We start from the raw sequence: 25,031 nt of genomic DNA on the forward strand, positions 1-25,031 counted from the left end.
GCGGCGGCGGCGGGGGGCCTCGTCGACGAGCAGCGTCGCCGAGCGGGGCCCGGGCTCCGGCTCAGGGGCCGCCTCCACCACGGGTGTCAGGCCGATGCGGGGGATGCCGACCGGGGAGGTCACGGGCGTGGGGGGCACCGGCGGGATGTCGGATGCTGGTGGCGCCGCAGGCGCCGCAAACAGGGCTGGCGCGGCGTCGGCGGGCGCGCTGCCCGAGGTCGGGGACTCGGCGTCGGTCATGGCGGGATTCTACGGGGATCGGCGCGCCGTCCCACTGTGTCTTCGGCGTCTCAGCCCGCTCTGCGCAGGCGCAGCGAGTTGGCGACGACGATGACGCTGGAGCAGGCCATCGCACCGCCGGCGATCATCGGGTTGAGCATCCCGGCCATGGCCAGCGGGATCGCCGCCACGTTGTAGGCGAAGGCCCAGAACAGGTTCTGCTTGATGATCCGCAGGGTGGCCCGGCTCACCCGCACGGCGGCGACCACCGCGTCGAGATCGGACCTCACGAGGGTGATGTCCGCGGCCTCGATGGCCGCATCCGTCCCCGAGCCCATGGCCAGGCCCAGTCCCCGAGTGCCCGCCTGGGCGAGGGCCGCGGCGTCGTTGACCCCGTCGCCCACCATGCCGACGACGGCGCCGGAAGCCTGGAGCTCGGCGACGACGTCGCGCTTGTCGGTGGGCAGGACCTCGGCGCGCACATCGGCCGGATCAATCCCGACCTGCCCCGCCACATGCGCCGCCGCCCGGGCGTTGTCCCCGGTCAGCAGGATCGGGCGGATCCCCAGGGCGCGCAGCTCGGCGATCGCGGCGGCCGAGGAGGGGCGCACCGTGTCGCGCACCGCCAGCACAGCGGCGGCCCGGCCGTCGATGGCGACGACAACCCCTGTGGCTCCGGTCGACTCGGCGGCCTCCAGCGCGTCGGACAGGTAGCCGGGCAGGACGGCGCCTCGCCCGGCGATCCAGGGGGCCCGGCCCACGGCGACCTCGTGCGTGCCTCCCGGCTCCGCAGCTGCGCCGGTCACCCGACCCGTGACGCCCTGGCCCCCGTGGTTGACGAAGCCCTCGGCCCTCGGGAGTCGGGCGCCCTCGATCTCCGCGCGCTCGCGGGCGGCGGCCGTGATGGCCGCCGCCACCGGGTGCTCACTGGAGGCCTCGAGCGCGCCCGCCAGCATGAGGGGGTCGATCGTGGGGAGGGCGGATCGGCCCCGCCTCCCCGGCTCACTCCCGATCCCGGCGCTGGCGGCGGCGTCGAGGCTCATGCGCGCCGTCGTGACAGTGCCGGTCTTGTCCAGGACGATCGTGTCAAGTGAGCGCGTGGACTCCAGGACCTCCGGGCCCCGGATGACGACGCCGAGCTGGGCGGCTCGGCCCGAGCCCACGAGGATCGCGGTGGGCGTGGCCAGTCCCAGGGCGCAGGGGCAGGCGATGACGAGCACGGCGACCGATGCCGTGAGGGCGTCCTGCGCGGAGGCTCCGACCACGAGCCAGCCGATGAGCGTCAGGGCGGCGATCCCCAGGACGGCGGGCACGAACACCCCGGAGATGCGGTCGGCGAGGCGCTGCACGGGCGCCTTGCCCGCCTGCGCCGCGGTCACCAGTGCGCCGATCCGCGCCAGGGTGGTGCCCTCGCCCACGCGCGTGGCGCGCACGAGCAGGGCTCCGGAGGTGTTGATCGTCCCACCGGTCACCTCGTCGCCCACGCCGACCTCCACCGGCACGGACTCCCCGGTGAGCAGGGACGCGTCCACAGCGCTGGCGCCCTCGACGACGACGCCGTCCACGGCGATCTTCTCCCCGGGTCGCACGGCGATGAGGTCGCCGGCGGCCAGGTCGTCGACGGCGACCCGTTCCTCGCGGCGCTTCGCGTCGGGGCGGGGGGCGCCGTCGTCGTCCAGGACGTCGATGGCGTCGGCGGAGCCGGAGGGAGCGGTGAGTCGGACGCGGCCGGCCTCCTTGGCGCCGAGCTCGAGAAGGGCGCGCAGGGCGTCCCCGGAGCGGTACTTGGCGCGGGCCTCCGCGTAGCGGCCGGCCAGGAGGAATGTGGTCACCCAGGCGGCTGACTCGAAGTACATGTGGGCGTGGTGCCCGCCCCCGCCGGAGGTGCCGGTGAGCATGCTCGCGAGGTCCATGGGCATCTTCATGCCGATCTCGCCCGCACCGCCCCAGATGAGCGCCCACAGGCTCCACAGGGTCGAGGCCGCCACACCGAGTGAGACGAGCGTGTCCATGGTGAAGGCCCCATGCCGCAGCCCCGCCAGGGCCGTGCGGTGGAAGGGCCACGCTCCCCAGGTGACCACCGGCAGCGTGAGGGCGGCCAGCGCCCACTGCCAGCCGGTGAACTGGAGGGCCGAGCTCATTGAGATGGCCATGACCGGGACCGAGAGCACCAGGCTCAGGATCAGGCGGCGCCGCAGGTCCTCGGCGCGCACGAGGTGGGAGGCGCCCAGTGAGCCGCGAGTGCTCCTCGTGGCCGCCGACTCGGCGGGGGCGTTATCGGTGGGCCGGGCCGATGGCTCCTCGGGGGAGGTCGACGGCCTCGGCTCCGCCGGGGCCTCCGCGCTCCGCGCCGCGACCGGACCGGCGAGGGCCGCCGAGTACCCGGCCCGGGCGACGGTGGCGATGAGCTCGTCATCCGTCACGGAGTCGGGAACAGTGAGGTGGGCGGACTCGGTGGCCAGATTGACGCTGGCCTCGACGCCGTCGATCCTGCGCAGCTTCTTCTCCACGCGCGCCACGCAGGACGCGCAGGTCATGCCGCCGACCGCGAGATCGACCTCGCGGGTGCTCAAGAGATGCGGACGTCGCGCTCGACGGCGTCCAGCGTGTAGTCACCGGCCTCGTCGATCGCCTCGGCCAGGGCGGCGTCATCGAGCACGACGTCCGACACGACCGTGACGACGGACTGCCCGCCCTTATTGAGGACGACGGAGACGTCCTTGACGCCCTTGAGCGCCTCGAGCTCCTCGGTGACGTGGGCGACGCAGTGCCCGCACGTCAGGCCGGACACCTTGAGGGTAGTGGTGCGGTCGATGCCGTCGTCGGTGAAGTCAGCCATGGGAATGCTCCTCGCTGCGGTGCTGGTGCGTGCTCGTCTCCGGTATGAGGCTCTGCGAACCTACTCCCGGCCCCGACGGCGCGCCAAGCGCCCTTGCCTCCCGGCGAAACCGGGATTATGAGGGGCGCACGCTGATGTGGCCTACCCTGTCCGATGTGCCTGGAGCGATTCACATGACCTATCCGGTTGCGGCGGGGCTCATCCCTGATGGCGTCATCGGCGTCCTCGCCGCCACCCCCCTGCTCACGGTCTTCCTCGTCATCGGGCTCGGGACCGCCGTCGGCCAGATCCCCTTCGGGCCGATCCGCTTCGGTGCGGCGGGGGCGCTGTTCGTGGGGCTCGCCGTCGGCGCACTGGACCCCGGGCTCGGCGCCGACCTCGGGATGCTGCGCGCCCTCGGGCTCGGGCTGTTCTGCTACACGGTGGGGCTCGGCGCGGGCAACACCTTCTTCCGCAACCTCGGCCGGCAGATGCCCCTCATGGCCTTGTGCGTTGTCGCGCTCACCGCCGCCGGCGCGGTGGGGGCCGGATTCTCGCACCTGACCGGGGTGACGCCCGCGATGGACGCCGGCGCCTACGCGGGCGCCCTGACCTCCCCGGTCCTCGACGCCGCGATCGAGGCCGCCGGGAACCAGGAGCCCTCCATCGGCTACGCCATCGCCTACCCCGTGGGCGTGGCCGTGGCGATCATCGTCGTCGCCATCGTCATCGGCCAGCGCTGGCCGGGTCGCAGGGACCCCCGCCCCGCCAGCGCCGACGGCATCACCGCGACCAGCGTCTACGTGCTCACCCGCGTGCGGCTGGATCAGATGGAGGCCTTCACCCGCGCCCACATCCGCATCTCCTACCTGGAGCGCGACGGCGTCACGCGAGTCGTCGACCCCGGTGAGGAGCTGGCCCCGGGGGACAAGGTCGTCGTCGTCGGGGCGCCCGCCGCCGTCGAGGAGGCCATGCACGAGTTGGGCACGGGGCTGCGCTCCTGCCTGGCCAAGGACCGCCGGGCCGTGGACCACCGCCGCCTCACCGTCTCCTCCACCCGCGTGGCGGGGCGGACGATCTCCGAGCTGGACATGCCCGGGCGCTTCGCGGGCGTCATCACCCGCGTGCGGCGCGGCGACCTCGACCTGCTCGCCCGCGACGACCTCGTGCTCGAGCTGGGGGACAGGGTGCTCGCCGTCGTGCCCAGCGAGAGGCTGGAGGAGGCCGCCGACTGGTTCGGCGACTCCGAGCGCAAGATCTCGCAGATCGACGCCTTCAGCGTCGGCATCGGCATGGCCCTGGGCGTACTGCTCGGGCTCATCGCCATCCCGCTGCCCGGCGGCATCACCCTCAAGCTGGGGGTCGCCGCAGGGCCGCTCGTGGCCGGCATGATCCTCGGGCGCCTCGGGCGCACCGGCCCCTTCCTGTGGGGGCTGCCCCATGCCGCGAACGCCACGATCCGTCAACTCGGGCTCCTGTTCTTCCTGGCCGCGATCGGCCTGGCATCCGGCCCGCAGTTCGCGGCCGCCGCCTTCTCCTCGACGGGCCTGGCCGTGGGCGGGCTTGCGGCGATCGTCGTCGCCGTCAGCGCCGTGGTGCTTCTCACGGGGGCGAGACTCGTCGGGCTCTCCGCCGCGCGGGCCGCCGGTGGACTGGCGGGCCTCGTGGGGCAGCCGGCGATCCTCTCCTACGCCCTGTCCCGCAGTGAGGACGTGCGGATCGAGGCCGGGTACGCGACCCTCTTCGCTCTGGCGATCGTGGTCAAGATCGTGATGGTTCAGATACTCGTGGCCCTGTGAGTCACCTCCCAAACCCGCTTCGACGAGGTGCGTCCTGAAGAAGTTCCAGAGCCCGTCAGGTAACACGGAGATCACGGGATGGGTATCATGAAGGCGCGGACCCCATCCGCGCCTGATGCTCCCGAGCCCCTAGCGTCCCGGTGAGTGTCGACAGAACTGACTACCCATGGAGATTTCAGCCCTGTGAAGATCACCCGCCTCTTCGCCGCCGCCGCCGTCACCGCGACGCTTGTGGGGATCACCCCCCAGGCCGTCGCGGCGCAGGCCCCGGCGTCGCCGGTCAGCCCCGGAGCCGCGAGGGTCCTCCTGCCCGCTGCGACCTCCGCCGACAGCGCCGCCGCCCAGCAGATCCTCACCCGTGTCAACGAGTTGCGCCAGAGCAGCGGTCTCAAACCGCTCACCCGGCTCGTCGAGCTCGACGACGTCGCCCAGGACTGGTCCGGCCAGATGGCCGCCGAGAGCAACCTGTACCACCGGCCCAATCTGCGCAACGCCTTCCCCTCGGGGTGGACGTGGGTGGCCGAGAACATAGCGATGAATGGCTTCGGCCTGTCCGGCGCGGACCTCGGCAACGCCCTGTTCCAGCAGTGGGTGGACTCTCCGGGCCACTACCAGAACATGGTGGACCGCAACGCCACTGCCATCGGCATCGGCATCGCCCGGTCCTCCGACGGCTCGATCTACGCCACCCAGAACTTCGCGGCCTACCCCGACGACATCCAGGCGGGCTTCGAGGTATCCGGCGGGGGCTCGTCCTCCTCGCCATCGACAACGCCGGGCAGTTCGGTGGCACCCAGTGGTGGAACCTCGACGGAGGCCCCCCAGCCCGCGCCCGAGGCGAGCCCGACGCCTGACGCCACGCCGACCACCGCGCCCACATCCACCGCCACCCCCACGGCGACGCCGAGCGCCCCGACGAGCGCGACGGCCACTCCGGCCCCGGCGGCCGCGCCGACGGGGGGCACCGCTGATTCAGTGGGCGCCCCGAGCACGGGCTCAGAGGTCGTGGCCGCCCCGGAGGAGCCCGTGAGCACGCCACGGTCCACGCAGGAGAGACTGCTGGGCATGCTCGGCATGACGGGGGCCAATGCGACCCTCGTGCTCTTCGCGATCATCACCCTGGGCGTGGGCGGCGTCGTCCTCATCCTGCGCCGCGGCCTGCGGGACTGATCCGCGAGCGTTAGACCCGAAGCGCGGGGCGCGGAGGGTGGAGAAGATGGCGAGGTTTGAGGATTCCTTTTCCTGACGTGATGTTAGGTCGTATGTCATCGCAGGTCAGGAGCTTGTGAGGTGCTGGGCGCCAGGCCTGGTGGGCGCTGAGCGCCCGAGCAATCCTCAAACCTCGCCATCATGGGCGGGCTACCCGGCGCTCAGCCCCGGTAGTCGCCCTGCCAGACGTAGGTGAAGGGGATGTTCCCGCGCATGCCGGGATTGACCGACGCCGAGACCACGTTCTTCGCCGTCACCGCCGCCTCCAGGGGCGCGGCCCCCTTGGCGAGCTCCGCCGTCACCGCCGCGGCGAGCGTGCAGCCCGCGCCGTGCATCCGCTCCGTGCCCACCGCCGGGACCTCCAGGACCTCCAGAGTGGAGCCGTCGTAGAAGACGTCCAGCGCCGTGCCGGTGCCCAGGCTCGGGCCGGCCTTCGCCAGGACATTGGGCACGCCGAGGTCGAAGATCCGCTTCGCCGCGTCCTTGAGCGCCTCCACCGAGGTGATCTCCTCGACGCCGGCCAGCGTCGCCGACTCGAAGAGGTTCGGGGTGACCATCGTGGCGCGCGGCAGGATCTTCTCGCGCAGCGCGTTGTCCACCGCCATCGCCGCGGAGAACTCCTGGCCCTTGCAGATGAGGACCGGGTCGAGCACCACGATCGGGAAGTCGTAGCGCTCCAGGGCCGCGTCGACGGCGTCGATCGTGGGCTGCGTGCCCAGCATCCCGACCTTCACGGCGTCGATCCTGGAGTGGACGGTCGCGCAGGCCTCGATCTGGTCGGCGATGACCTGCGGGTCCACGGGCACGAAGCGGTGGTCCCAGTTCGCCTTCGGATCCATGGACACGATGCAGGTCAGGGCCGTGCAGCCGAAGACGCCGAGCTGCTGGAAGGTCTTGATATCGGTCTGCGCGCCAGCGCCACCGGAGGCCTCGGAGCCGGCGATGGCCAGGGCGATGGGGGGAGTAGTTCTCATGGGCCAAGCCTGCACCCGGAGGGCCCCGTGGCGCAGCCCGGGCCGCTCGGAATCCCATGATGTCCCGCGATGCGGCGCGCGCACTCGGCCTCGGGCGGGCCGACGACGAAGGCGGCCCCGGGATATCTCGCCGATCTGCCCGCCAAGAGCTCCTCCTTCTCAGCCGCCCCGGTCAAGATCGCCGGCACCAGTTACCCCCACGCGCTCTCCTACACGAGCGCGGGCAGTTCCGAGGGTGCGGGTGAGTGGGACCTCGGCGGTGGTTACACCCGGCTGACCGGCACATTCGGACTGAGTGATGAGACGCGCGACCCCAGCGCGAGCTTCAGCCTCCAGATCCTCGCCGATTCCGCTCCCGTGGCCACCGAGACCATCTCCCGCGGCGTCTCGAAGAGCATCACTCTGGATCTCACCGGCGTGAAGAGCCTCAGGATCGTCCTCACCCCCAGCGGCGGCGCCTCGGGGGCGATCGCCGTCCTCGGCGACGTCAAGCTCTCCTGAGCGCGCGGGCGGCGCGGCCGGGGGAGGCGGACTCAGCCGAGCGCGGTCAGGGCGGCGATGACGACGGCGGCGCTGCGGGCCGCGGCCTCGTCGGCGCCGATGTGGAAGTCCTGGCCCGCCTCGGGACCGCACAGATCCGAGATCCCGCGCACCGAGACGAAGGGGGCGCCCGCAGCGGCCGCCACCTGCGCCAGCGCCGTCGACTCCATGTCCGTGCTCACCGCCTCCGGGAACGCCTCGCGCGTGTCCGCCACATTCGCCGCCGTCACGAAGGAATTGCCGGAGAGCATCTGGCCCAGGTGGAGGCGCGCCGACGACGAGGCCGGGGTGGCGGAAGTCAGCGCCGCGGGGCCATGAGTCGCGACCGTCCGGCGCATCCCGGTGTCCGCCTCGAAGACGGGGGGCTGCCCGGGGATCTGGCCGCGCGCGTAGCCGAAGGCCGTCGCGTCGGCATCCGTGAACGCCAAGGCGGTGGAGGCGCACACGTCCCCCACCTCCACGGCGCGGGCCAGGCCCCCGGCCGTCCCGGCCGAGACGATCGCGCGCGGCGCCACCCGCGTCAGCGCTGCCGACAGCGCCGAGGCGGCGGCCACCAGGCCGATCCCCGAGCGGATGAGGAGGATCTCCCGGGTGGTCCCGGGATCCGGGTCGTCGGAGCCCTCCCGGGCCGGGGCGGGCAGTTCGAGGCTTGCGGCCCATGCGTCACCGTTGAGCGGGGGAGGAGCGGCGCCGTCGAGCGCGGGAAGGCGATCGAGGAAGGGGCGCGCCTCCTCCTCCATGGCGGTCAGGACGACGGCATGAACTGAGCGGACCGGCTGCGCGGGCTGGGCCTGCGCGGGGCGCTGGGGTTGGGGGAGCGTCATGGCGTGAGCCTACGCGGCGCGCTCCGACCGGGACCGGCGCGCGATGACCATCTCCATCCACGGGTCGGACACCGCGTGGAAGCGCTCGGGGAAGGTGCGGCGCACGCAGTGCGGGGCGTCCACGATCACCGAGGTGGAGATGAGCGGGTTCTTGCGCGCCAGCAGGTTCAGGTAGTGGTCGCCGCGCAGCACCACGCCGTCGGTTCCCGTGATGATGAGCGCGGGAACGGCCAGGCCATCGACGACCTCCTCCCACGGCGTCGGAGGGCTGACGCAGCCAAGGCCGATGAACCGCAGGTCGACGCCGCAGGAGGCCTCCACGCTCGCACGCACCTCCCGGTGCGACCACGTGGGGTTCTCGGTGGTCTCCGCGGTGAAGCGGGCCTCGGGGTCCTTCGCGATCCCCTTCATCTCGGCGACCTGCCGGAAGGCGTTCGCGCGCAGGAGCGCCCGCCATGCCGGGGTGACGAAGGCGGGGTCCTCCGCGACGACGCCGTCGACCAGGTCCGGGCGATGGTAGGCGACGTCGAGACTGGTCACGCCGCCCATGGAGTGCCCCACGAGCAGCAGCGGCGCGCGCAGGGGGCCGGCCGAGGGCTCCTCGGGCGACGTGCGCAGGCCGTGGGAGCGCAGATCCTCCAGGGCGTCGGAGAGGTCGGCGGCCAGGCGGCGCCCGGCGGTCTCCTGGTTCTTCAGGTCGGCGTCGTCCCAGCGGGGGGAGTCCCCGTGGCCGCGCGCGTCGAGCGCGACGATTCGGTAGCGCGGGGCCCAGCGCTCGACCGCCTCGATCCAGCAGGCGGCCGAGTCGGTGATGCCGTGGGACAGGACGAGGACGGGGGCCTCGGCATGATCGAGCGGCCCGGCGAGGTGCCGGGCGAGGGGCGCGGGAGCGGCGGTCATGCGCCGATCGTAGGCCCCGGCGCCGTCACCCGCCCCCTTCCCCCGCCCCCTCCTTCGTCGAGACCGGTCGTTATTGTCATCGAAACCGGTCCTCAGGACCGGTTTCGATGACAATAACGACCGGTCTCGCTCATGAGCATGAGGTGGGGAAGACGGTCTCCCATTCGTCGCGCTTGGCCAGGAAGGCCCGCACGGCGTCCTGGGCCTCGGCCAACGAGTGGTTCGCGCCCCAGCCGCACTGGACCTCGTTGGCCGCCGGCACCTCGGCGGCCGCGAGGATGTCGCGCATCGTCGCTTCCAGGAGCCCCAGGAACTCCTCGGTCTCAACGCCCAGCATGAGCGCGTAGAAGCCCGTCTGGCATCCCATGGGGGAGAAGTCGATGAGCCTGTCCGTGTGGTCGCGCATGAGCTCGGCGCTCAGGTGCTCGATCGAGTGGACGGCCCTCATCCCGAGGTGCTCGGTGTTGGGCTGGCAGAAGCGGACGTCGTACTTGACGAGGGTGTCCCCGCCCGGCAGCTCCTTGCGGTCGGCGATACGGACGTAGGGGGCCCGCACCCTCCGATGGTCCAGGTTGAAGGACTCCACGTTCATCCGTCCGGACCGTGCGTCCTCGCTGGTGGCAACCTGTTGCTCATTCGTATCTCTGTCCCCTGTCATGGGTACAGCCTAATGGGGGAGGATGGCGCCCATGCACTCCTCCCTGGCGCGGATCACCGTGGGCCGCGACGACGCTCCCACCCTCGTCCTCCTGCACGGCATCACCTCCTCGGCCGTATCCCAGGCCGATGCGATCAACCACTGGGCCCGGCGCGGCTACCGGGTCATCGCCGTCGACGCCCGCGGGCACGGGCTCTCGCCCTGCTGGGAGCCCTCGCAGCTCGAGCGGGCCGGCGAGCAGCTCGTCGACGACGCCCTGGGCCTCCTCACCGACCTCTCCACCCAGGCCCGGGGCCGGGCCGCCCTCGGCCTGGCCCCGCCCCGGCCCCCGATCGTGCTGGGCCACTCCATGGGCGGGGCGACCGCCATGGTCGCCGCCATCCGCCGCCCCGAGCTCGTCAGCGGCCTCGTCCTGGAGGACCCCTCCCTCTACGGCACCCGCAGTCCCTCCGAGCTGCTCGCCCGCGGCGCCGCCCGGGAGCGCGCCCTCGACGCCGAGCTCGCCAATCCCGCCGGTGCCGTCCTGCGGGCCCTCGCCTCGGCCACCATGCCCGAGGCCGAGGCCCTGCCCTCGGTCTGGGCCAGCCAGCGCGTGGATCCGAGGCTCCTGCGCACCGGCGTCGTCGCCCCCGAGGTCCCCTGGCGCGAGGCACTGGCCGCCCTCACGGTTCCCGCGCTGCTCCTGAGCGGGGACCAGCCCGGCTCCGCCCGCCTCGGCACGACCGGCCTGGAGGAGGCCCGCTCCCTGGGCAACCCGCTCATCACTCCCGTGCTCATCAAGGGCGCGGGGCACCTCATCCGCCGCAGCAGGCGCCGGGCCTACTACGCCGCCGTCGACCCGTGGATCGAGCGCGTCCTGGCCCCCGCCCCCGCCGTCGACGCCGCCCGATGAGAGGGGCGCCCGCCGGTCGGCACGGGAGATCATGGGAGGATACGGCCCATGAGTACTGCCAGCGCTAAGACAGAGCGGCCAACGCCATCCCCGCCAGCGACGACAGCCGGTCGGACGGCGCCCGGCCCCCTGGCGCCCTCCTCGCCCGCACCCGCCGGGGAGCCCGGGCGCAGCCAGGGGGAGACGATCGCCTTCACGGTGGCGGCGCTCGCGGTGTGCTGCGCCGGCATGTACTACGCGCGCGGGCTCATCGGTCCCGTGTTCCTCGCGCTCACCCTGGTCATCACCGTGCGGCCCCTGATCACCTGGGCCACCCGCCACCGCATCCCGAGGCCGGTCTCCGCGCTCGCCGCGATCGTGATCATCTACACCTTCGTCGTGGGCTTGTTCGCATTCCTCGGCATCGCCGTCATGCAGCTCATTGACACCCTCCCGGGCTACTCGGACCGGTTCGCCGACATCTGGACGCAGCTGCAGGACCGCCTCACCCGGCTGGGCATGTCCCAGGCCGACCTCGTCGCCCAGGCCTCCAAGGCCGTCGACACCTCCAAGGTCGTCAGCTTCGCGCAGGCCCTCCTCGAGCAGATCTCCGGCATCGGCTCCATGCTCATGGTCATGGGCCTGGCCGTCATCTTCCTCATGTTCGACATGGCGCGCATCGAGAGGCGCACCCGCGCCCTCGTCGTACTCAAGCCGGGCCTCGCCTCGGCGCTGGCCGGCTTCGCGGAGTCGGTGCGCTCCTACTGGCTGGTCTCCACCGTCTTCGGCCTCATCGTCGCCGTCCTCGACACGATGGCCCTGTGGTGGCTCGACGTTCCCATGGCCATCACCTGGGGCGTCGTCGCCTTCGTCACGAACTACATCCCCAACATCGGATTCGTCATCGGTGTCATGCCGCCGGCCCTCCTGGCCGTGGTGGACTCCGGGCCCTGGACGGCCCTGTGGGTAATCGTCATCTACTCGCTGCTCAACTTCGTCATCCAGTCCATCATCCAGCCCAAGTTCACCGGCGACGCCGTGGGCCTCAACACCACCGTCACCTTCGTCTCCCTGCTGTTCTGGTCCCAGGTCATCGGCGCGCTCGGCGCGATCCTGGCCATCCCGCTCACCCTCTTCGCCAAGGCCATCCTCATCGACACCGATAGGCGCGCCGCCTGGGTGGGCCTCTTCCTGTCCGCCGGGGACAATCCGCCGGATCCCGTCGAGCAGGTGGATCTCGACGACGTCGACCGCGCCGACCTCGACGGCGACGGCCCGGGGCCCGACGCCCCTGAGGCCGATGAACCGGTCATCGCCGAGTAGCGGGGGCCCCGGGCGCCCGTCCGCCTTCAGCCGGGTGTCAGGGATGGCGGGTACTGTGCCGCGCGTTCGCAGCCGCCCACCGCCCTGAAGGAGGTGCCATGCCCCGGTCCCCGGGCGTCGTCGCCGCCGCCCTGAGCGCGAGCCGCCTCCTGGCCGGTCCCGAGGCCGACGCCGGGCTGCGCCTCCTGCGCCTGGACCAGGCCGCGATCGCCGTCGCCGTGCTCGGCTCCCACCTGGGCGGTCAGAGCCGCCGCATGAGCGTCGCCGACCTCCACGAGCTCATCGACGAGGACCTGATCTCCCTGCGCGAGGCCGGCATGGACCTGGGGGAGAAGACCACCGCCCGCACCTACTGCGACCGTTGGCGCGCCGAGGGCATCCTCGTGCGCTCGACCGCCCCCGGCGAGCGCGAGGAGGCCTACGAGCTCTCCGCCCCCGCCGAGGCCGCCCTGCGCTACCTGTCGCAGGTCGAGCGCCCCCGCGCCGCCGTCACCCAGTCCCGCCTCGCCTCCATCGCCGGTCAGCTCGCTCGCCTCGTGCGCGACTCCGACCCGTCCATGGAGCGCCGCCTGGCCGGGCTGCGCGCCGAGCGCGACGCCATCGACGCCCGGATCGCCCGCATCGAGACCGGCCAGATGGAGCCCCTCGACCCCTACGACGGCGCCGAGCGGCTCGAGGAGATCATCGCCCTGGCCGAGCAGATCCCCGGTGACTTCGCGCGCGTGCGCTCCGAGATGGCCGATCTCAACCGCTCCCTGCGCGAGCGGATCGTCGAGGCCCCCGGATCGCGCGGGGAGGTGCTCGACGACGTCTTCCGCGGCGTCGACCGCATCGAGTCCTCCGAGGCGGGCCGCTCCTTCCTCGGCTTCTTCGAGCTCCTCCAGGACCCCGAGTCCTCCGCCCTCCTGGATGATCACATCGACGAGGCCCTGAGTCGCGGCTTCGCCGAGATGCTCGACGAGGCGGACCGCCGCTTTCTGCGCGACTGGCGCTCCACCCTCATGACCGAGGCCGGCGGCGTGCGCCGGACGATGACCGGCTTCTCCCGCTCCCTGCGCCGATTCGTGGCCAGCCGCGCCTTCGAGGAGCACCGCCGTCTGTCCGACGAGCTCGCCCGCGCCTCCGTGCTCGCCGCCAGGGCCGCCGAGCGCGCCGCTCCGATCGCCCCCATGGGCCTGAGCCTGGAGCTCACCGGTCTGACGCCGGCCAGTGTCGGCTCCTGGCGCCTGAACAATCCCGCCGACGCCGACGTCGCCGAGGAGATCGTCACGCACTCCGCCTCCGGCCTCGACCTGGACTCCATGCGCCAGGCCGTGCGCGCCTCCGAGATCGACATGATCGAGCTGGCCGAGGCGGTGGCCGACTCCGTGGCGCGCCGCGGCACGGCCACTCTGGGGGACATCCTCGCCGACCACCCCGCCACCCAGGGGCTGGCCAGCATCATCGGGCTTCTCCTCCTCGGGAGGCGCGACGGCGCCCTCACCGGCGGCGAGGAGGAGATCTCCTGGTCGACGGCGGGGGGCGAGGAGCGCCGCGCCACCATCCCCCGGCTCGTCCTCTCAGCGCCAGCACTGCCCACGGCCCCCGCCCTGCCGGCAGTGCCCCCCGACTTCACCGCATCGGACCCGCGCCCCGAGGGAGACGACGAATGAGCCCCGAGAGCCCGCTGGAGGAGACGACCCTCGAGGTCCCGCCCCTGCCACCCGGCGGGGCCGGCGCGATTCCGCCGCCGCCGCCCGCCGCCCCCGGTGCCACGGCCGCGCCCCCGGAGCCTCCGGAGCCCCGGGAGCTCCGGGCGCCGACCGGCCCGGCGGAACCCGCGGAGCCGGCAGAGCCGATGGAACCGGCGGAACCGGCCTCGGAGATGCCCCCGGGGGCCCTGTGGGACGGCGACGCCGGGACCCTGCCCCGCGACACCCGTCGCGCCATCGTGCGCCTCGTCCAGGGCCCCTACCTCTCCGCCGCCCTCCACCCCGAGCTCTGGCAGGCCCTCATGGCCGACCTCGACGCAGTCCGCCATCACTTGGCCAACATGTTCCTCGGCGTCATCGTGGACCGCGAGGCCGGCTTCGCCTTCGTGCGCAACTGCGACGACCCCACCGGCCAGGCGCCCTCGGTGGTGCGCGCCATGCCCCTGACCCTCATCGACACCGCCCTTCTGCTCCACCTGCGCACCCTCCTCCTGCGCACCATGGGCGCCGGCCAGCGCGTCTTCGTGGACCGCTCCGAGCTCATCGACCACCTCGCGATCTACCGCCGCCGCGCCTCCACGGACCTGTCCGGCTTCGAGCGACGCGTGAGCGCCTCCATCGCCAAGATGACCAGGGCCTCGCTCCTGCAGGCCACGAGCGTGGACGAGCGCTACGAGATCTCCCCGATCCTCGCCCTCGTCTTCGGCGCCGACCAGGTGACCGCCGTCGCCGCCCAGTACGAGGCCATGCTGCGCGAGGACGACGATCACGGGGCCGGGGACGCGCCGGGGGCGCGAGCCCCCCGGGACCCCCAGGACTCCCCCTCCACCCAGAGCGCTGACTCCGAGGAGCGGCCATGAGCACGACGACGTCCGCCCCCGCCCGGAGGCGCCGCCCGGCCTCCCCAGTGCCCCCGGCGCCGCGCTCGGCCCGTACGCGCTCGCGGCTGCGCGAGGCCGACGCCCAGCACAGGCTGTCCCGCATTCAGGTCCACAACTGGGGGACGTTCAACGGCTACCACGACCTGCCGGTGCCCCGCGACGGCCTGATCCTCACCGGGCCGTCGGGCTCGGGGAAGTCCTCCCTGCTGGACGCCCTGTCCGCCGTGCTCGTGCCCGCGAAGAACCGCCGCTTCAACGCCGCCGCCCAGGACTCCGGCTCGACCGACCGCGCCCGCACGATCCTCAGCTACGTGCGCGGCGCCTATCGGCGCACCACCGACGGCGCCACCGGGGAGGTCGTCACCGACTTCCTGCGCACCGGCGCCACCCGCAGCGGGATCGCTCTCACCTTCTCCCAGGGCGGCGAGGGCGCCGAGTCCCTCACCCTCATCGTCCTGTTCCACGTGCGCGCGGGGACGAACGCGGGTGACGCCGTCGCCCAGCTCCTCCTCATGGCCGAGGGCTCCCCGGATCTCACCGGCCTCCTGCCCTACCTCGCCCACGGCATCGACCGGCGCGCCATCCGCCGCGACTACCCCGAGGGCATGCGCCTGTTCGACAAGTACGAGGCCTTCGCCGCCGCCTTCCGCCGCCGCCTCGGCCTGTCCAGCGAGGTCGCCCAGCGGCTCCTCCACCGCACCCAGGCCGCCAAGTCACTCACCAGCCTCGACACCCTTCTGCGCGACTTCATGCTCGACGAGCCCGAGACCCTGCGCCTCGCCGACGCCGCCGTCGAGCAGTTCGGGGAGTTGCGCGAGGCCCACGCGGCCGTCGTCCAGGCCCGCGAGCAGGAGAGGGCCCTCGCTCCCCTGTCCGAACTCAGCCGCACCATCATCGACGCCGGGGCCCAGCAGGCCCACGCCGAGGCCCTCGCCGCCGCCGTGCCCGGCTACGTCCACCACCTGCGCCTGACGCGCCTGGAGGAGGAGCGCGATCGCGCCGCCGCGGCTGTCACCGGGCTGGAGGCGGAGGTCGCCCAGGCGGCCGCCCGCGAGGACTCCGCCGTCGCCGACCTCGACCTCCTGCGCGCCGAGCGCCACGGCGCCGCCGGCGCCGAGCTGCCCGCCGCCACCGCCCGCCTCGAGGCCGCCCAGGCGGAGGTCGCCCGCCGCACCGACGCCGCCCGCGCCCTGGAGCGCTGCCTGAGCGAGCTCGACGCCACCGCCCCGACGGACGCCCGCGCCCATCACGAGCTCCAGGCGGTCCTCGAGGCCGAGGAATCCTCCCTGCGGGGCCGGCTGGCCTCCCTGCGCGCCGAGCGCGACACCGTCGGCCTGGCCGCCCTCGACCTCAAGCGCCGCATCGACGCCCTGACCACCGAGCGCGAGCAGATCCTCGCCAGCCGCTCCGCCATGCCCGCCCGCCTGCTCGGCGCCCGCGACCTCATCGCCACCGTCATCGGCCAACCGGCCTCCGTCCTGCCCTTCGCCGGGGAGATCCTGCGCGTCGTCGATGGCGAGGAGGACTGGCGCGTCGCCATCGAGGCCGTCGCCGGGGGCTTCGCCACCCACATGCTCGTCCCCGACCGCCTCTACCGGGACGTGCTCGCCGCCGTCGACACCCTCCACCTGGGCGCCCGGCTCCACTTCGACCGCCTCCTGCCCGCCGGCCAGGCCGCGCGAGGCATCCCCCGCGTCCTCGGCGGCGCCCTGGCCCGCAAGATCGAGCCGGTCCCGGGCACCGAGCACGCCGACTGGCTCAATGCCGAGCTCATGCGGCGCTTCGACCACCTGTGCGTCGATGGCGCCGAGGAGCTCGCCGCCGTCGACCGTGGCGTCACCCGCGCCGGCCAGGTCAAGTCCTCCCGTACCGCCCATCTCAAGGATGACCGTCGTGACCTGGCCGATCCCCGCGCCTGGGTGATAGGCGTCGACGTGCGCGACAGGCTCGAACTCGTCGTCGACGAGCTGGCCGCCCGCACCCGGGAGAAGGCGGAGGCCGACGCCCGGCTCGACGGCCTGGAGGCCGGCGAGGCCGTCCTGCGCGACCGGCTCGCCGCCTGTCAGCGCGCCGCCGAGTACACCTGGGAGCAGATCGACACCGCCACCGCCACCGCCCGGGTCGAGGAATGGGCCGGGCGCTGCGAGCGGCTGAGGGCCGCCCAGCCGGGCCTGGTCCAGCTCGACGCCCGCATCGAGACCGCCCGCCAGGCGCTCGCCCGGGCGCGCGAGTCCCTGCGGGCCCTCAGCGCCTCGCTGGCCCGGGAGGCCGAGAACCGCGACGCCGCCACCGCCGAGCTCGACCGCCTGCGCGAACGCGAGCAGGCCCTGCGCGCCGGCGCCGTCACCCCGGGCGACGAGGAGGAGGCCCTCATCCTGTCCGCCCCCGAGTCCGGGCCCATGCGCGCCGAGCTGGACGAGCGCTTCCGCTCCCAGCGTCGCCGCCGCCCGAACCTGGAGGAGATCAGCGAGGTCGCCGCCCGCGTCTCCAAGGAGATCGTCGAGCAGCGCGAGGCCGCCGCCCGCCGCGAGGCCCGCGCCGTGGCCGGCGCGGTGGTCACCATGTCCACCTTCGTGGCCACCTGGCCCGAGACCCGCGGCCAGGTCCTGCCCGAGATCGACTACCTCGAGGAGTTCCTGGCGATCCTCGCCCGGCTCCAATCCGATGACCTGCCCCGCCACGAGCGCCGCTTCGCCGCCCTCCTGCGCTCCCAGTCCCGCCAGAACATCGGCCACCTCGCCTCCGAGATCCGCCGCGCCGTCAGCCAGGTCCGGGCCCGGATCGGGCCCGTCAACGACGCCCTGGCCACCACCGAGTACTCGCCCGGCCACCACCTGCGCATCAAGGTGGAGGAGCGGCGCCTGCCCGTGGTCAACGACTTCCTGCGGGACCTGGCCACCATCGCCTCGGGCAGCCTCGAGCTCGACGACGAGTCCCCCGATCGCGCCGAGGAGCGCTACGCCCTGCTCGGCCGCATCATGAGCCGGCTCGGCTCCTCCGAGCCCCGCGATGCGGCCTGGCGCCGTCAGTGCCTCGACACCCGCCTCCACGTGGCCTTCCGCGCCGAGGAGCGCAATGTCGACGGCGTCGTCGTCGACGTCTACGAGGGCGCCTCGGGCCTGTCCGGCGGGCAGCGCCAGAAGCTCGTCGTGTTCTGCCTGGCCGCCGCCCTGCGCTACCAGCTCACCGATCCCGGCAACCAGCTGCCCGGCTACGCCCTCGTGGTCCTCGACGAGGCCTTCGACAAGACCGACGCCGACTTCACCCGCGCCGGCCTGGAGGTCTTCCGCGACTTCGGCTTCCAGCTGCTGCTCGCCACCCCCATGAAGATGCTCCAGACCCTCGAGGAGCACGTGGGCGGGGCCGCCATGGTCACCAACACCCCCGAGGGGGACGCCTCCGCCCTGTCCATGGTGCTCTTCGACGCCGACTCGCTCCCGCGCCGGGGCGCCTGGGCCGACCCCGAGCAGACCGGCGACCTCTTCGAGGGCTTCAACCTGGAGGCGCTGTGAAGGGGCCCGCCGAGCTCGCCGCCCGCGCGGCCGTGCGCTACCAGCGCGTCTACGCGGCCTGGGCCGCCAACCCCGAGCAGGCGCGCGCCGAGGTGCTGCCCCTGCCCCTCGACCCGCCCACGCAGGACCTCGCGCTCGCGGACGTCGACGGCGTCGCCGCGTGGATCGCCGCCTGGCGCCAGTGGGAGCGCTCCGCTCCCGGCACCGTCACCTGGGAGGGGCGCCGCTGGGCCTCGCTCGGCACTCAGCGCCTGCCCGTGCGCGCCCAGCTCGTGGGCGCTGACGCCATCGCGTCGGCCGCGGGCCGTGCCGGTCACTGGGGGCTGGCGAGCTCCCGGGCCGAAACGATCACCGGGATGCTCGAGGCCCTGGGCGCGGGCCCCTCGGGCCTGCCGGGCCAGGGCGGCGCGGCCGAGGCGGTGGCCGCCGTCATCGGCGAGGTCGTCGAGTACGAGGACGACGACGTCGAGCGCCTCGTCGCCGCCGTGGGCTGGCTGGCCTCCCACCCGGCCTCCGGGCTGTACCTGCGCCAACTGCCGATCGCCGGCCTGGACACCAAGTGGCTGGAGCGCCACCGCCGCGTGGTGCTGCGCCTGCTCGGCGCGGCCCGGGGCGGGGACCGCCCGGTGGAGTCCGAGCTGGGCCTGCGCCGCCCTCCCACGACCGTGCGCGTGCGGATCCTCGACCCGGGCCTGGCCGCCGGGGGCCTGCGCGACGTCGAGGCCCCCGTGGAGGAGATCAGCCGCATGTGGGCCGATCGGGCGGGCTTCATCGACGTCGTCGCCGTGGAGAACCTGGCCACCTTCCTCGCCCTGGAGGAGCGGCCGCGAACCGTGGCCGTGTGGGGCGCGGGCAGCAAGGTCATCCAGACGCTCCCCCTGCTCTCCTGGGCGCGCCACGCGCGCCGCGTCGTCTACTGGGGCGACCTGGACACCGACGGCATGCGGATCCTGGCCGCCCTCAGCCAGCGGCTCCCCGGGATCGTCCCGGTGCTCATGGACGCCCCGACCCTCGAGCGCTGGCGCTCCCTGGCGGTGGCCGACCCCGGCAGGCGGGCGAGCCGCGACGGACTCCAGCCCGAGGGGCTCGGGTACGAGCAGATGCGCGCCTGGCGGATGATCATCGACTGGGGCCTGCGCCTGGAGCAGGAGCGCCTGCCCTGGGACGAGGCGACGTCGGCCCTGGCCCTCGCGCTGGCCTGAGGGGCGGGGCAGGATGAGGGGCATGACGCGATCGCAGCCGGACCGGGGCGCCGACGGGCTGACGGCCTTCGTCGCCACGGCGCCCACCCCTGACGGGCCCTTCACCATCATCGCGGGCAGTCACGTGCTGGCCTCGGGATGGACTGCGGACCCCGCTGATCTCCTCCGGCTCATCCACCCCCGCCTGCGCCCCGAGCGCCTGGACGAGGCGCCGTCGGGATCCGTTCCCGGGGCCCTGGGCCAGGCGATCTCCGCACTGGAGGCCTACTACGACGGCGAGCCGGGCGCCCCCGGCCAGGTGCCGGTCCTCCAGCGCTCGGGTCCCTTCCGCGAGCGGGCCTGGGAGGTGCTGCGCGGCATCGGCCCGGGGCACCCGGTGAGCTACGCCGAGTACGCCGCTCTGTGCGGCAGCCCCCGGGCGGTGCGCGCCGCGGCCGGCGCCTGCGCCTTCAACGCCGCCGCCCTCTTCGTCCCCTGCCACCGGGTCACCCGCGCCGACGGTTCCTTGGGAGGCTTCCGCTACGGACCGGCGACCAAGGAGAGCCTGCTCGCCCGCGAAGCGGCCATGCCATGAGCGCGTTGGCAGCCCGATCCGCCTGTCACCAGCTGCCGATTCGGGTGGAATCAGCAGTTGGTGATGGTGGAGAAGGAGCAGTGGAGAAGGAGCGATCAAGCAGGGGCGCCGCATGCTGCGGTTCCCCGTCGATGACCTCGCCCAGCGCGGGCGCGCCCGAGCCCGGCGGTCGGCCGAGGGTGAATCGCGATTCGGCTGTTGCGAGGGCCCGGTGTAGGGAATCATGATCACATGAGCTCCCAGCGCCACGCCCCCGAGACACAGCCCGTTCCCATCCCGCTCGTCGGCATCCCCGACGAGGTGTCCCAGGCCATCGTCACCCCACTGGTGGGGCTCAGCCCCACGGAGCAGGAGATCTTCACGACCCGCCTGGAGCGCTGGTACCCCGATGTCATCGACGGCCTGGTCACCCTCTACGGTGAGCCCGCGGCGACGCGGGCGGCCACGATCCTGCTGACCGAGGCGGCGGCCGCCTACGCTCAGCGGAGCCCCGAGCTGCGCCACCTGGACCTTCAGCGCATGCTCAACCCCTCCTGGATCCAGGACCCCTCGCGCATCGGCTACGCCTGCTACACCGAGCGCTTCGCCGGGAACCTGCGCGGCGTCGAGGACCGCATCCCCTACCTGCGCGAGCTCGGTGTCAACTACCTCCACCTCATGCCGCTGCTCACCCCCCGCCCCGGGGATTCCGACGGCGGCTACGCCGTCGCCGACTACCGCTCCGTCCGCCCGGACCTGGGCACCATGGACGACCTCGAGCACCTGGCAGGCTCCTTGCGCGGGGAGGGGATGAGCCTCGTCGTCGACCTCGTCCTCAATCACGTGGCGGCCGAGCACGAGTGGGCCCGGCGCGCCCGGGCGGGGGAGGAGCGCTACAAGGACTACTTCTTCCTCTTCCCGGACCGCGCCGAGCCCGACGAGTACGAGCGGGATCTGCCGGAGGTGTTCCCGGACTTCGCCCCGGGCAACTTCACCTGGAACGAGGAGCTCGCCTCCTGGGTGTGGACCACCTTCAACTCCTTCCAGTGGGACCTCAACTGGCGCAACCCCAACGTCATGGAGGAATTCGCCTCCATCATCCTGGAACTGGCCAACCGCGGCGTCGAGGTGCTGCGCCTGGACGCCATCGCCTTCACCATCAAGCGCAAGGGCACCGACTGCCAGGGCCAGCCCGAGGTCCACGCCATCACCCAGGTGCTGCGCGCCATCACCCGGATCGCCTGCCCCGCCATCATCCTCAAGGCCGAGGCGATCGTCGCCCCCACGGAGCTCGTGCAGTACCTCGGCCAGGGCCGGTACACGAATAAGGTCTCCGACCTCGCCTATCACAACTCCCTCATGGTCCAGGTCTGGTCCATGCTCGCGGCGCGCAGCGCGGTGCTCGGCGCCCACGCCCTGCGGAACCTCCCCGCCGAGTCCCCCAGCTCCACCTGGATCACATACCTGCGCTGCCACGATGACATCGGCTGGGCGATCGACGACGGCGACGCCGATGCCGTGGGCCTGTCCGGCTACTGGCACCGCGCCTTCCTCTCCGACTGGTACGCGGGCCTCTACCCCCTCTCCGACGCCCGGGGCCTGGTCTTCCAGTACAACCCGGTCACGGGGGACCGCCGCATCTCCGGCACCGCCGCCTCCCTCATCGGCCTGGAATCCGTGGCGGAGGCGTGGGAGGGCATCAACGACCTCACGCCCGAGCACGAGGTCGACTCCCTGTGGCAGTGGCGCGAGGAGCGCATCAACGCCCTGCGCATGGCCAACGCGATCCTCTACGGATGGGGCGGCGTGCCCGTCATCTGGTCCGGCGACGAGCTGGCCCAGTTCAACGACCCCAACTGGGACACCGAGCCCGGCCACGAGACCGATTCCCGCTGGGCGGGCCGTCCCCGCCTCGACGAGCGCCTCATGGCCACTCGCTGGGACCGCTCCACCATCGAGGGCCGCGTCTTCACCGACCTCGCCCACATGGGGCGGGTACGCGCCTCCCTGCCCGTGCTCAGCGCCGACGTGCGCACGCAGGTGGCCCCCCTGGACGACGACGGCGTGCTCGTCACCTTCCGCGACCACCCGCTGGGCAGTTTCGTGGGCGTGTACAACGTGACACCGGAGTGGAGGAGGATCCCCGCCTGGCGCCTGGCGGAGCATGGTGTGCTCGGCGCCGTCGACGCCCTGACGGACACGGTTCCCTCGGGCTCGGCGACTCTCGAGGGCGACGGCGACGGCATGGTCCCCGTGCCGCCCTACGCCGCCTGGTGGCTCGTGCGCGCCACCGACTGAACGCCCGTCGGAGCCGCGCCGCGGCGCCTCCCGCGTCACTCGACGGTCCACCGGCCGTTGCGAAAGAATCACGATGCCGCCCGGCTCAGGTCCCGCGAAGGGGCACGAGCCGGGCGGTACCGCGTCGGCCCTGTCTCACCGCGATCACGGGACGCGGTTGGAGGCGTCCGGGCGGTGCGCTTGCGGCTCCGGAGCGGCTCCGGCACTCGCCCAGGTCATCGGTGAACCGTGACGAATACGAGTCCGCCCCGCGATGAATGAGCGTGACAGGAATGTCATCGGGCGCCGTCGGCGATTCGTTATCCTGGCCCGCGTCATCACAGGGAAATCTCGTAATTCAGGCTGCCGGGGCGCTGCTAGCATCGTCCTCGTCCGGTCGTCCAGAGTTCAGGGCTCTGGCTCCCTGCGACCGCTCCCATCCCCTCCCTGCTCCTGCAATCCCTTCCCCTCCTTCCCCGAGAGATCCCCATGTCCTCCTCCTTGAAAGAACCCCGGCGCATCGCATTCCGCGGATCGCGACTGGCAACCGCACTCACCTCCGCCCTCCTGCTGGGATTGGTCGTGGTGCCGGGCGCGGCGGCCTCGATCGTGCCCGCCGATGGCTCGCGCGGCGGCTCGCTGCCATGCGTCCAGAACTGCGGGGACCCGCTCGGCTTCACCGACACCCCTGGGACGGTCGGCGCCCTGTCCGCCCCCGTCGTGTCGGATCCCAGCCAGACCAATCCCAAGGATCATCGCGCCACCACGGTGATCTCGGGGGAGGGCTCCGCCGCCAAGAAGGTCACGGTCTCGCCCTCCGTCAACGATGTCCCCGAGGGCACGGTCGCCGAGGATGACGCGCTGGGGTGGTCGCTGTCCGCCATCGCCGTCTACGAGCAGCAGATCCTCGACCGCGTCAACCAGCTCCGCGTCGAGCAGGGACTGAACCCGGTCAAGCGCGCGGTCAAGCTCGATACCGTTGCGCGTGACTGGAGCGCCCATATGGCCTCCTACGGCGTGGGATCGAATAATCTTCCCAAGGGTTTCCATCACCACATCACCGAGAAGGGAGCCCCGGAGAACTTCTGGGATCTGTATCCTTCCGGCTGGGGCGGCGGCTCCGAGAATATCGCCTGGCAGTACTACTATGGATATAAGAACGGCAATCAGGGGTACTCCCTGTTCAATCAGTGGCTGCATTCCCCGGGGCATCTGGGAGCCATGCTCGACCCGTCCTTCACGCATATCGGAATCGCCGTCCACTATGACGGAGCCACTCACTCCTGGTACGCCACTCAGAATTTCGCCCTGTACCGCAATCCCGCGAACGTCGGCGCCCTGACGCCGCCCGCTGGCTCCCAGGTCGGGGTGTCGAGCAACTCCTTCTCCGGCTCCAGGCCGGCGGCTGCCGCGGCCCCCGCGCGCCCCGCGCCCGTCGTCCCTCAGCCGACTGGCTGGGTCCGCTCGGGCTCGACCTGGCATTACATCGACCCGTCCACGGGCGTCAAGGCCACCGGCTGGCGCTTCATCGGCGGCTCCTGGTACTTCCTGCGCCCCGGTGGGGCCATGGCCACGGGCTGGATCGCCGACGGCGGGAGCTGGTACTTCATGGATGCCTCGGGCGCGATGCGCACCGGTTGGATCGCCACGGGCGGTCACTGGTACTACCTCAAGTCCGGTGGGGCCATGGCCACGGGCTGGATCGCCGACGGCGGCAAGTGGTACTTCCTCGACGCCTCGGGCGCCTGGGTGCGCTAGCCGCATCGACGCCATGCCGCCGGCCCCGTGCCCGCTGCCCCCAGGGGGGGTGGCCGGCACGGGGCCCGTCTATGCCCGGCGGGACGAACTGATCTCGAATCGTGATTCGCTCACGATGTCAGACATGTTCGCAGATCAGTCACCCAGTGTTATCGGAAGGTGACCGGATCAGGGGAATAAAGAGTGTAAATAGTTGCCGATTCGTGATTTTTCGGGTGTTCTTCGTCGGCGGTCTGTGCCAGCATGGCTGCTGCCTCGGCGTGATCCCCCTCCTCGCCGCAGCGCATCCCTATCCTCTTCGATGAGTGGTGAACGATGATCAACCCCATGAACAAGGCCCGGGCGACTGTGGCCATGACCGCCGCCGCCCTCATTCTCGGCGCCGGCGCGGCAGCTGCGGCTACCGGTTCTGGCGGCGAGACCCCCACCGGCGGCGACACGAGCTCGACCGCTGCCTCCCAGTCCGCAGACGCGACCACCTCGGCCGCCGCCACGACCCAGGCCGCCGAGGGCGGCGACGGTGCCTCCTCCGAGGACCCCAAGGGCTCTGAGACGAAGGAGGCTGACAAGCCCGCCGCCGACGCCACCACCCCGGCGGCCGAGAACTCCGCGGGCTCCAATGGCGAGACCTCCGGTCCCTCCAGTGAGTACGGGAATGGAAAACTCACCCTGACCATCACGGGCCTTCCCGCTGAGAAGGGCAGCCTTGAGTGCAAGATCCTCGACAAGGACAACGCCACTGTTGGCAGCGGCACGGTCACCTGGGACGGCACTGAGGCGGACCATCAGAAGAAGGTCGACATCACGTACCCGATCAAGGCGAAGGAGGAGGGCGAGTTCGGGGACCCGATGTACACCGTCGAGTGCGAGCACCTCGACAAGACCACGTTCGAGGCCGGTTACAACGTCGAGGACCGCTCCATCGCGTGGAAGCCCAAGCCCACCGAGTCGGCCAAGCCCTCGGAGTCGGCCAAGCCTTCTGAGTCCGCCAAGCCGTCCGAGTCGGCTGACCCCAAGCCGTC

At 72.5% G+C, this 25,031-nt stretch carries 19 protein-coding genes and 1 pseudogene; 13 read left to right on the forward strand and 7 right to left on the reverse strand.

Annotation, left to right across the window (positions count from 1 at the left end):
- The 3 genes and pseudogenes from B1H55_RS10160 to B1H55_RS10170 all read right to left on the reverse strand — a co-directional run.
- Nucleotides 1–240, reverse strand: a pseudogene (locus B1H55_RS10160) (hypothetical protein); the annotation flags it as partial.
- A gap of 50 nt (nucleotides 241–290) precedes the next feature.
- Nucleotides 291–2,792 carry a heavy metal translocating P-type ATPase gene (locus B1H55_RS10165; RefSeq protein WP_371836544.1) on the reverse strand — a complete coding sequence of 834 codons (2,502 nt, stop codon included), beginning with the start codon at nucleotides 2,790–2,792 and terminating at the stop codon, nucleotides 291–293.
- Nucleotides 2,789–3,058, reverse strand: a complete 270-nt coding sequence (locus B1H55_RS10170) for a heavy-metal-associated domain-containing protein (RefSeq protein ID WP_073454480.1) — start codon at nucleotides 3,056–3,058, stop codon at nucleotides 2,789–2,791. Before B1H55_RS10170 ends, B1H55_RS10165 begins: the two co-directional genes overlap by 4 nt.
- A gap of 173 nt (nucleotides 3,059–3,231) precedes the next feature.
- On the opposite strand from B1H55_RS10170, the gene B1H55_RS10175 reads away from it, so the two are divergent.
- Complete coding sequence (locus B1H55_RS10175) at nucleotides 3,232–4,836, forward strand: aspartate:alanine exchanger family transporter (RefSeq protein ID WP_096519531.1); 1,605 nt, start codon at nucleotides 3,232–3,234, stop codon at nucleotides 4,834–4,836.
- Nucleotides 4,837–5,019: 183 nt separating this feature from the next.
- Nucleotides 5,020–6,006: a CAP domain-containing protein gene (locus tag B1H55_RS10180; protein WP_158083331.1), complete on the forward strand. Its 987-nt coding sequence runs from the start codon at nucleotides 5,020–5,022 to the stop codon at nucleotides 6,004–6,006.
- 200 nt (nucleotides 6,007–6,206) lie between these two features.
- Here the strand turns inward: B1H55_RS10180 and B1H55_RS10185 are convergent, their stop codons facing one another.
- Nucleotides 6,207–7,019: a hydroxymethylpyrimidine/phosphomethylpyrimidine kinase gene (locus B1H55_RS10185; RefSeq protein WP_073454484.1), complete on the reverse strand. Its 813-nt coding sequence runs from the start codon at nucleotides 7,017–7,019 to the stop codon at nucleotides 6,207–6,209.
- 69 nt (nucleotides 7,020–7,088) lie between these two features.
- On the opposite strand from B1H55_RS10185, the gene B1H55_RS10190 reads away from it, so the two are divergent.
- Nucleotides 7,089–7,520, forward strand: a complete 432-nt coding sequence (locus B1H55_RS10190) for an NPCBM/NEW2 domain-containing protein (RefSeq protein WP_077240824.1) — start codon at nucleotides 7,089–7,091, stop codon at nucleotides 7,518–7,520.
- Nucleotides 7,521–7,552: 32 nt separating this feature from the next.
- On the opposite strand, the gene mtnN is transcribed toward B1H55_RS10190, so the two are convergent.
- The 3 genes from mtnN to B1H55_RS10205 all read right to left on the reverse strand — a co-directional run bounded on the left by mtnN (nucleotide 7,553) and on the right by B1H55_RS10205 (nucleotide 9,875).
- Nucleotides 7,553–8,383 carry a 5'-methylthioadenosine/S-adenosylhomocysteine nucleosidase gene (mtnN, locus tag B1H55_RS10195; RefSeq protein ID WP_077240825.1) on the reverse strand — a complete coding sequence of 277 codons (831 nt, stop codon included), beginning with the start codon at nucleotides 8,381–8,383 and terminating at the stop codon, nucleotides 7,553–7,555.
- A gap of 9 nt (nucleotides 8,384–8,392) precedes the next feature.
- Complete coding sequence (locus B1H55_RS10200; RefSeq protein WP_073454487.1) at nucleotides 8,393–9,283, reverse strand: alpha/beta fold hydrolase; 891 nt, start codon at nucleotides 9,281–9,283, stop codon at nucleotides 8,393–8,395.
- A gap of 130 nt (nucleotides 9,284–9,413) precedes the next feature.
- Entirely contained in the window at nucleotides 9,414–9,875 is a 462-nt protein-coding gene (locus B1H55_RS10205) for an S-ribosylhomocysteine lyase (protein ID WP_073454488.1), read from the reverse strand.
- 97 nt (nucleotides 9,876–9,972) lie between these two features.
- Between B1H55_RS10205 and B1H55_RS10210 the strand changes: the two genes are divergently transcribed.
- The 10 genes from B1H55_RS10210 to B1H55_RS10255 all read left to right on the forward strand — a co-directional run.
- A complete protein-coding gene (locus tag B1H55_RS10210) occupies nucleotides 9,973–10,833 on the forward strand; it encodes an alpha/beta fold hydrolase (RefSeq protein WP_073454489.1) in 861 nt (286 codons plus the stop codon).
- Between the two features lie 48 nt (nucleotides 10,834–10,881).
- Nucleotides 10,882–12,135 (forward strand): AI-2E family transporter, encoded by a 1,254-nt coding sequence (locus B1H55_RS10215; protein ID WP_231952658.1) that lies wholly within the window; start codon nucleotides 10,882–10,884, stop codon nucleotides 12,133–12,135.
- A 98-nt stretch (nucleotides 12,136–12,233) separates the two neighbouring features.
- Nucleotides 12,234–13,787 carry a DUF3375 domain-containing protein gene (locus B1H55_RS10220; RefSeq protein WP_073454491.1) on the forward strand — a complete coding sequence of 518 codons (1,554 nt, stop codon included), beginning with the start codon at nucleotides 12,234–12,236 and terminating at the stop codon, nucleotides 13,785–13,787.
- Nucleotides 13,784–14,686, forward strand: coding sequence for a DUF4194 domain-containing protein (locus B1H55_RS10225; protein WP_080461718.1), 903 nt, complete (start codon nucleotides 13,784–13,786; stop codon nucleotides 14,684–14,686). Before B1H55_RS10220 ends, B1H55_RS10225 begins: the two co-directional genes overlap by 4 nt.
- On the forward strand, nucleotides 14,683–18,219 hold the full coding sequence (locus tag B1H55_RS10230) for an ATP-binding protein (protein ID WP_080461719.1): 3,537 nt from the start codon (nucleotides 14,683–14,685) through the stop codon (nucleotides 18,217–18,219). The genes B1H55_RS10225 and B1H55_RS10230 overlap by 4 nt, the downstream gene beginning before the upstream one ends.
- Complete coding sequence (locus tag B1H55_RS10235; protein WP_073454497.1) at nucleotides 18,216–19,421, forward strand: DUF3322 domain-containing protein; 1,206 nt, start codon at nucleotides 18,216–18,218, stop codon at nucleotides 19,419–19,421. The genes B1H55_RS10230 and B1H55_RS10235 overlap by 4 nt, the downstream gene beginning before the upstream one ends.
- Before the next feature lie 22 nt (nucleotides 19,422–19,443).
- Nucleotides 19,444–19,995 (forward strand): methylated-DNA--[protein]-cysteine S-methyltransferase, encoded by a 552-nt coding sequence (locus B1H55_RS10240; protein ID WP_077240828.1) that lies wholly within the window; start codon nucleotides 19,444–19,446, stop codon nucleotides 19,993–19,995.
- A gap of 231 nt (nucleotides 19,996–20,226) precedes the next feature.
- Nucleotides 20,227–22,272, forward strand: coding sequence for an alpha-amylase family protein (locus B1H55_RS10245; protein ID WP_080461720.1), 2,046 nt, complete (start codon nucleotides 20,227–20,229; stop codon nucleotides 22,270–22,272).
- Between the two features lie 468 nt (nucleotides 22,273–22,740).
- On the forward strand, nucleotides 22,741–24,009 hold the full coding sequence (locus B1H55_RS12925; RefSeq protein WP_080461721.1) for a CAP domain-containing protein: 1,269 nt from the start codon (nucleotides 22,741–22,743) through the stop codon (nucleotides 24,007–24,009).
- Between the two features lie 315 nt (nucleotides 24,010–24,324).
- Nucleotides 24,325–25,031 (forward strand): hypothetical protein (locus tag B1H55_RS10255; RefSeq protein ID WP_205635519.1); only part of this gene is annotated, 707 nt, incomplete at its 3' end.

The sequence above is a fragment of the Actinomyces denticolens genome (assembly GCF_002072185.1).
GTDB lineage: Bacteria > Actinomycetota > Actinomycetes > Actinomycetales > Actinomycetaceae > Actinomyces > Actinomyces denticolens.

Coding starts and splice junctions, on each gene's coding strand:
- B1H55_RS10175 (WP_096519531.1), top strand. CDS start 3,232: ATGACCTATCCGGTTGCGGCGGGGCTCATCCCTGATGGCGTCATCGGC.
- mtnN (WP_077240825.1), bottom strand. CDS start 8,383: ATGACGCTCCCCCAACCCCAGCGCCCCGCGCAGGCCCAGCCCGCGCAG.
- B1H55_RS12925 (WP_080461721.1), top strand. CDS start 22,741: ATGTCCTCCTCCTTGAAAGAACCCCGGCGCATCGCATTCCGCGGATCG.
- B1H55_RS10170 (WP_073454480.1), bottom strand. CDS start 3,058: ATGGCTGACTTCACCGACGACGGCATCGACCGCACCACTACCCTCAAG.
- B1H55_RS10190 (WP_077240824.1), top strand. CDS start 7,089: ATGCGGCGCGCGCACTCGGCCTCGGGCGGGCCGACGACGAAGGCGGCC.
- B1H55_RS10230 (WP_080461719.1), top strand. CDS start 14,683: ATGAGCACGACGACGTCCGCCCCCGCCCGGAGGCGCCGCCCGGCCTCC.
- B1H55_RS10185 (WP_073454484.1), bottom strand. CDS start 7,019: ATGAGAACTACTCCCCCCATCGCCCTGGCCATCGCCGGCTCCGAGGCC.
- B1H55_RS10215 (WP_231952658.1), top strand. CDS start 10,882: ATGAGTACTGCCAGCGCTAAGACAGAGCGGCCAACGCCATCCCCGCCA.
- B1H55_RS10240 (WP_077240828.1), top strand. CDS start 19,444: ATGACGCGATCGCAGCCGGACCGGGGCGCCGACGGGCTGACGGCCTTC.
- B1H55_RS10225 (WP_080461718.1), top strand. CDS start 13,784: ATGAGCCCCGAGAGCCCGCTGGAGGAGACGACCCTCGAGGTCCCGCCC.
- B1H55_RS10200 (WP_073454487.1), bottom strand. CDS start 9,283: ATGACCGCCGCTCCCGCGCCCCTCGCCCGGCACCTCGCCGGGCCGCTC.
- B1H55_RS10210 (WP_073454489.1), top strand. CDS start 9,973: ATGCACTCCTCCCTGGCGCGGATCACCGTGGGCCGCGACGACGCTCCC.
- B1H55_RS10245 (WP_080461720.1), top strand. CDS start 20,227: ATGAGCTCCCAGCGCCACGCCCCCGAGACACAGCCCGTTCCCATCCCG.
- B1H55_RS10205 (WP_073454488.1), bottom strand. CDS start 9,875: ATGAACGTGGAGTCCTTCAACCTGGACCATCGGAGGGTGCGGGCCCCC.
- B1H55_RS10220 (WP_073454491.1), top strand. CDS start 12,234: ATGCCCCGGTCCCCGGGCGTCGTCGCCGCCGCCCTGAGCGCGAGCCGC.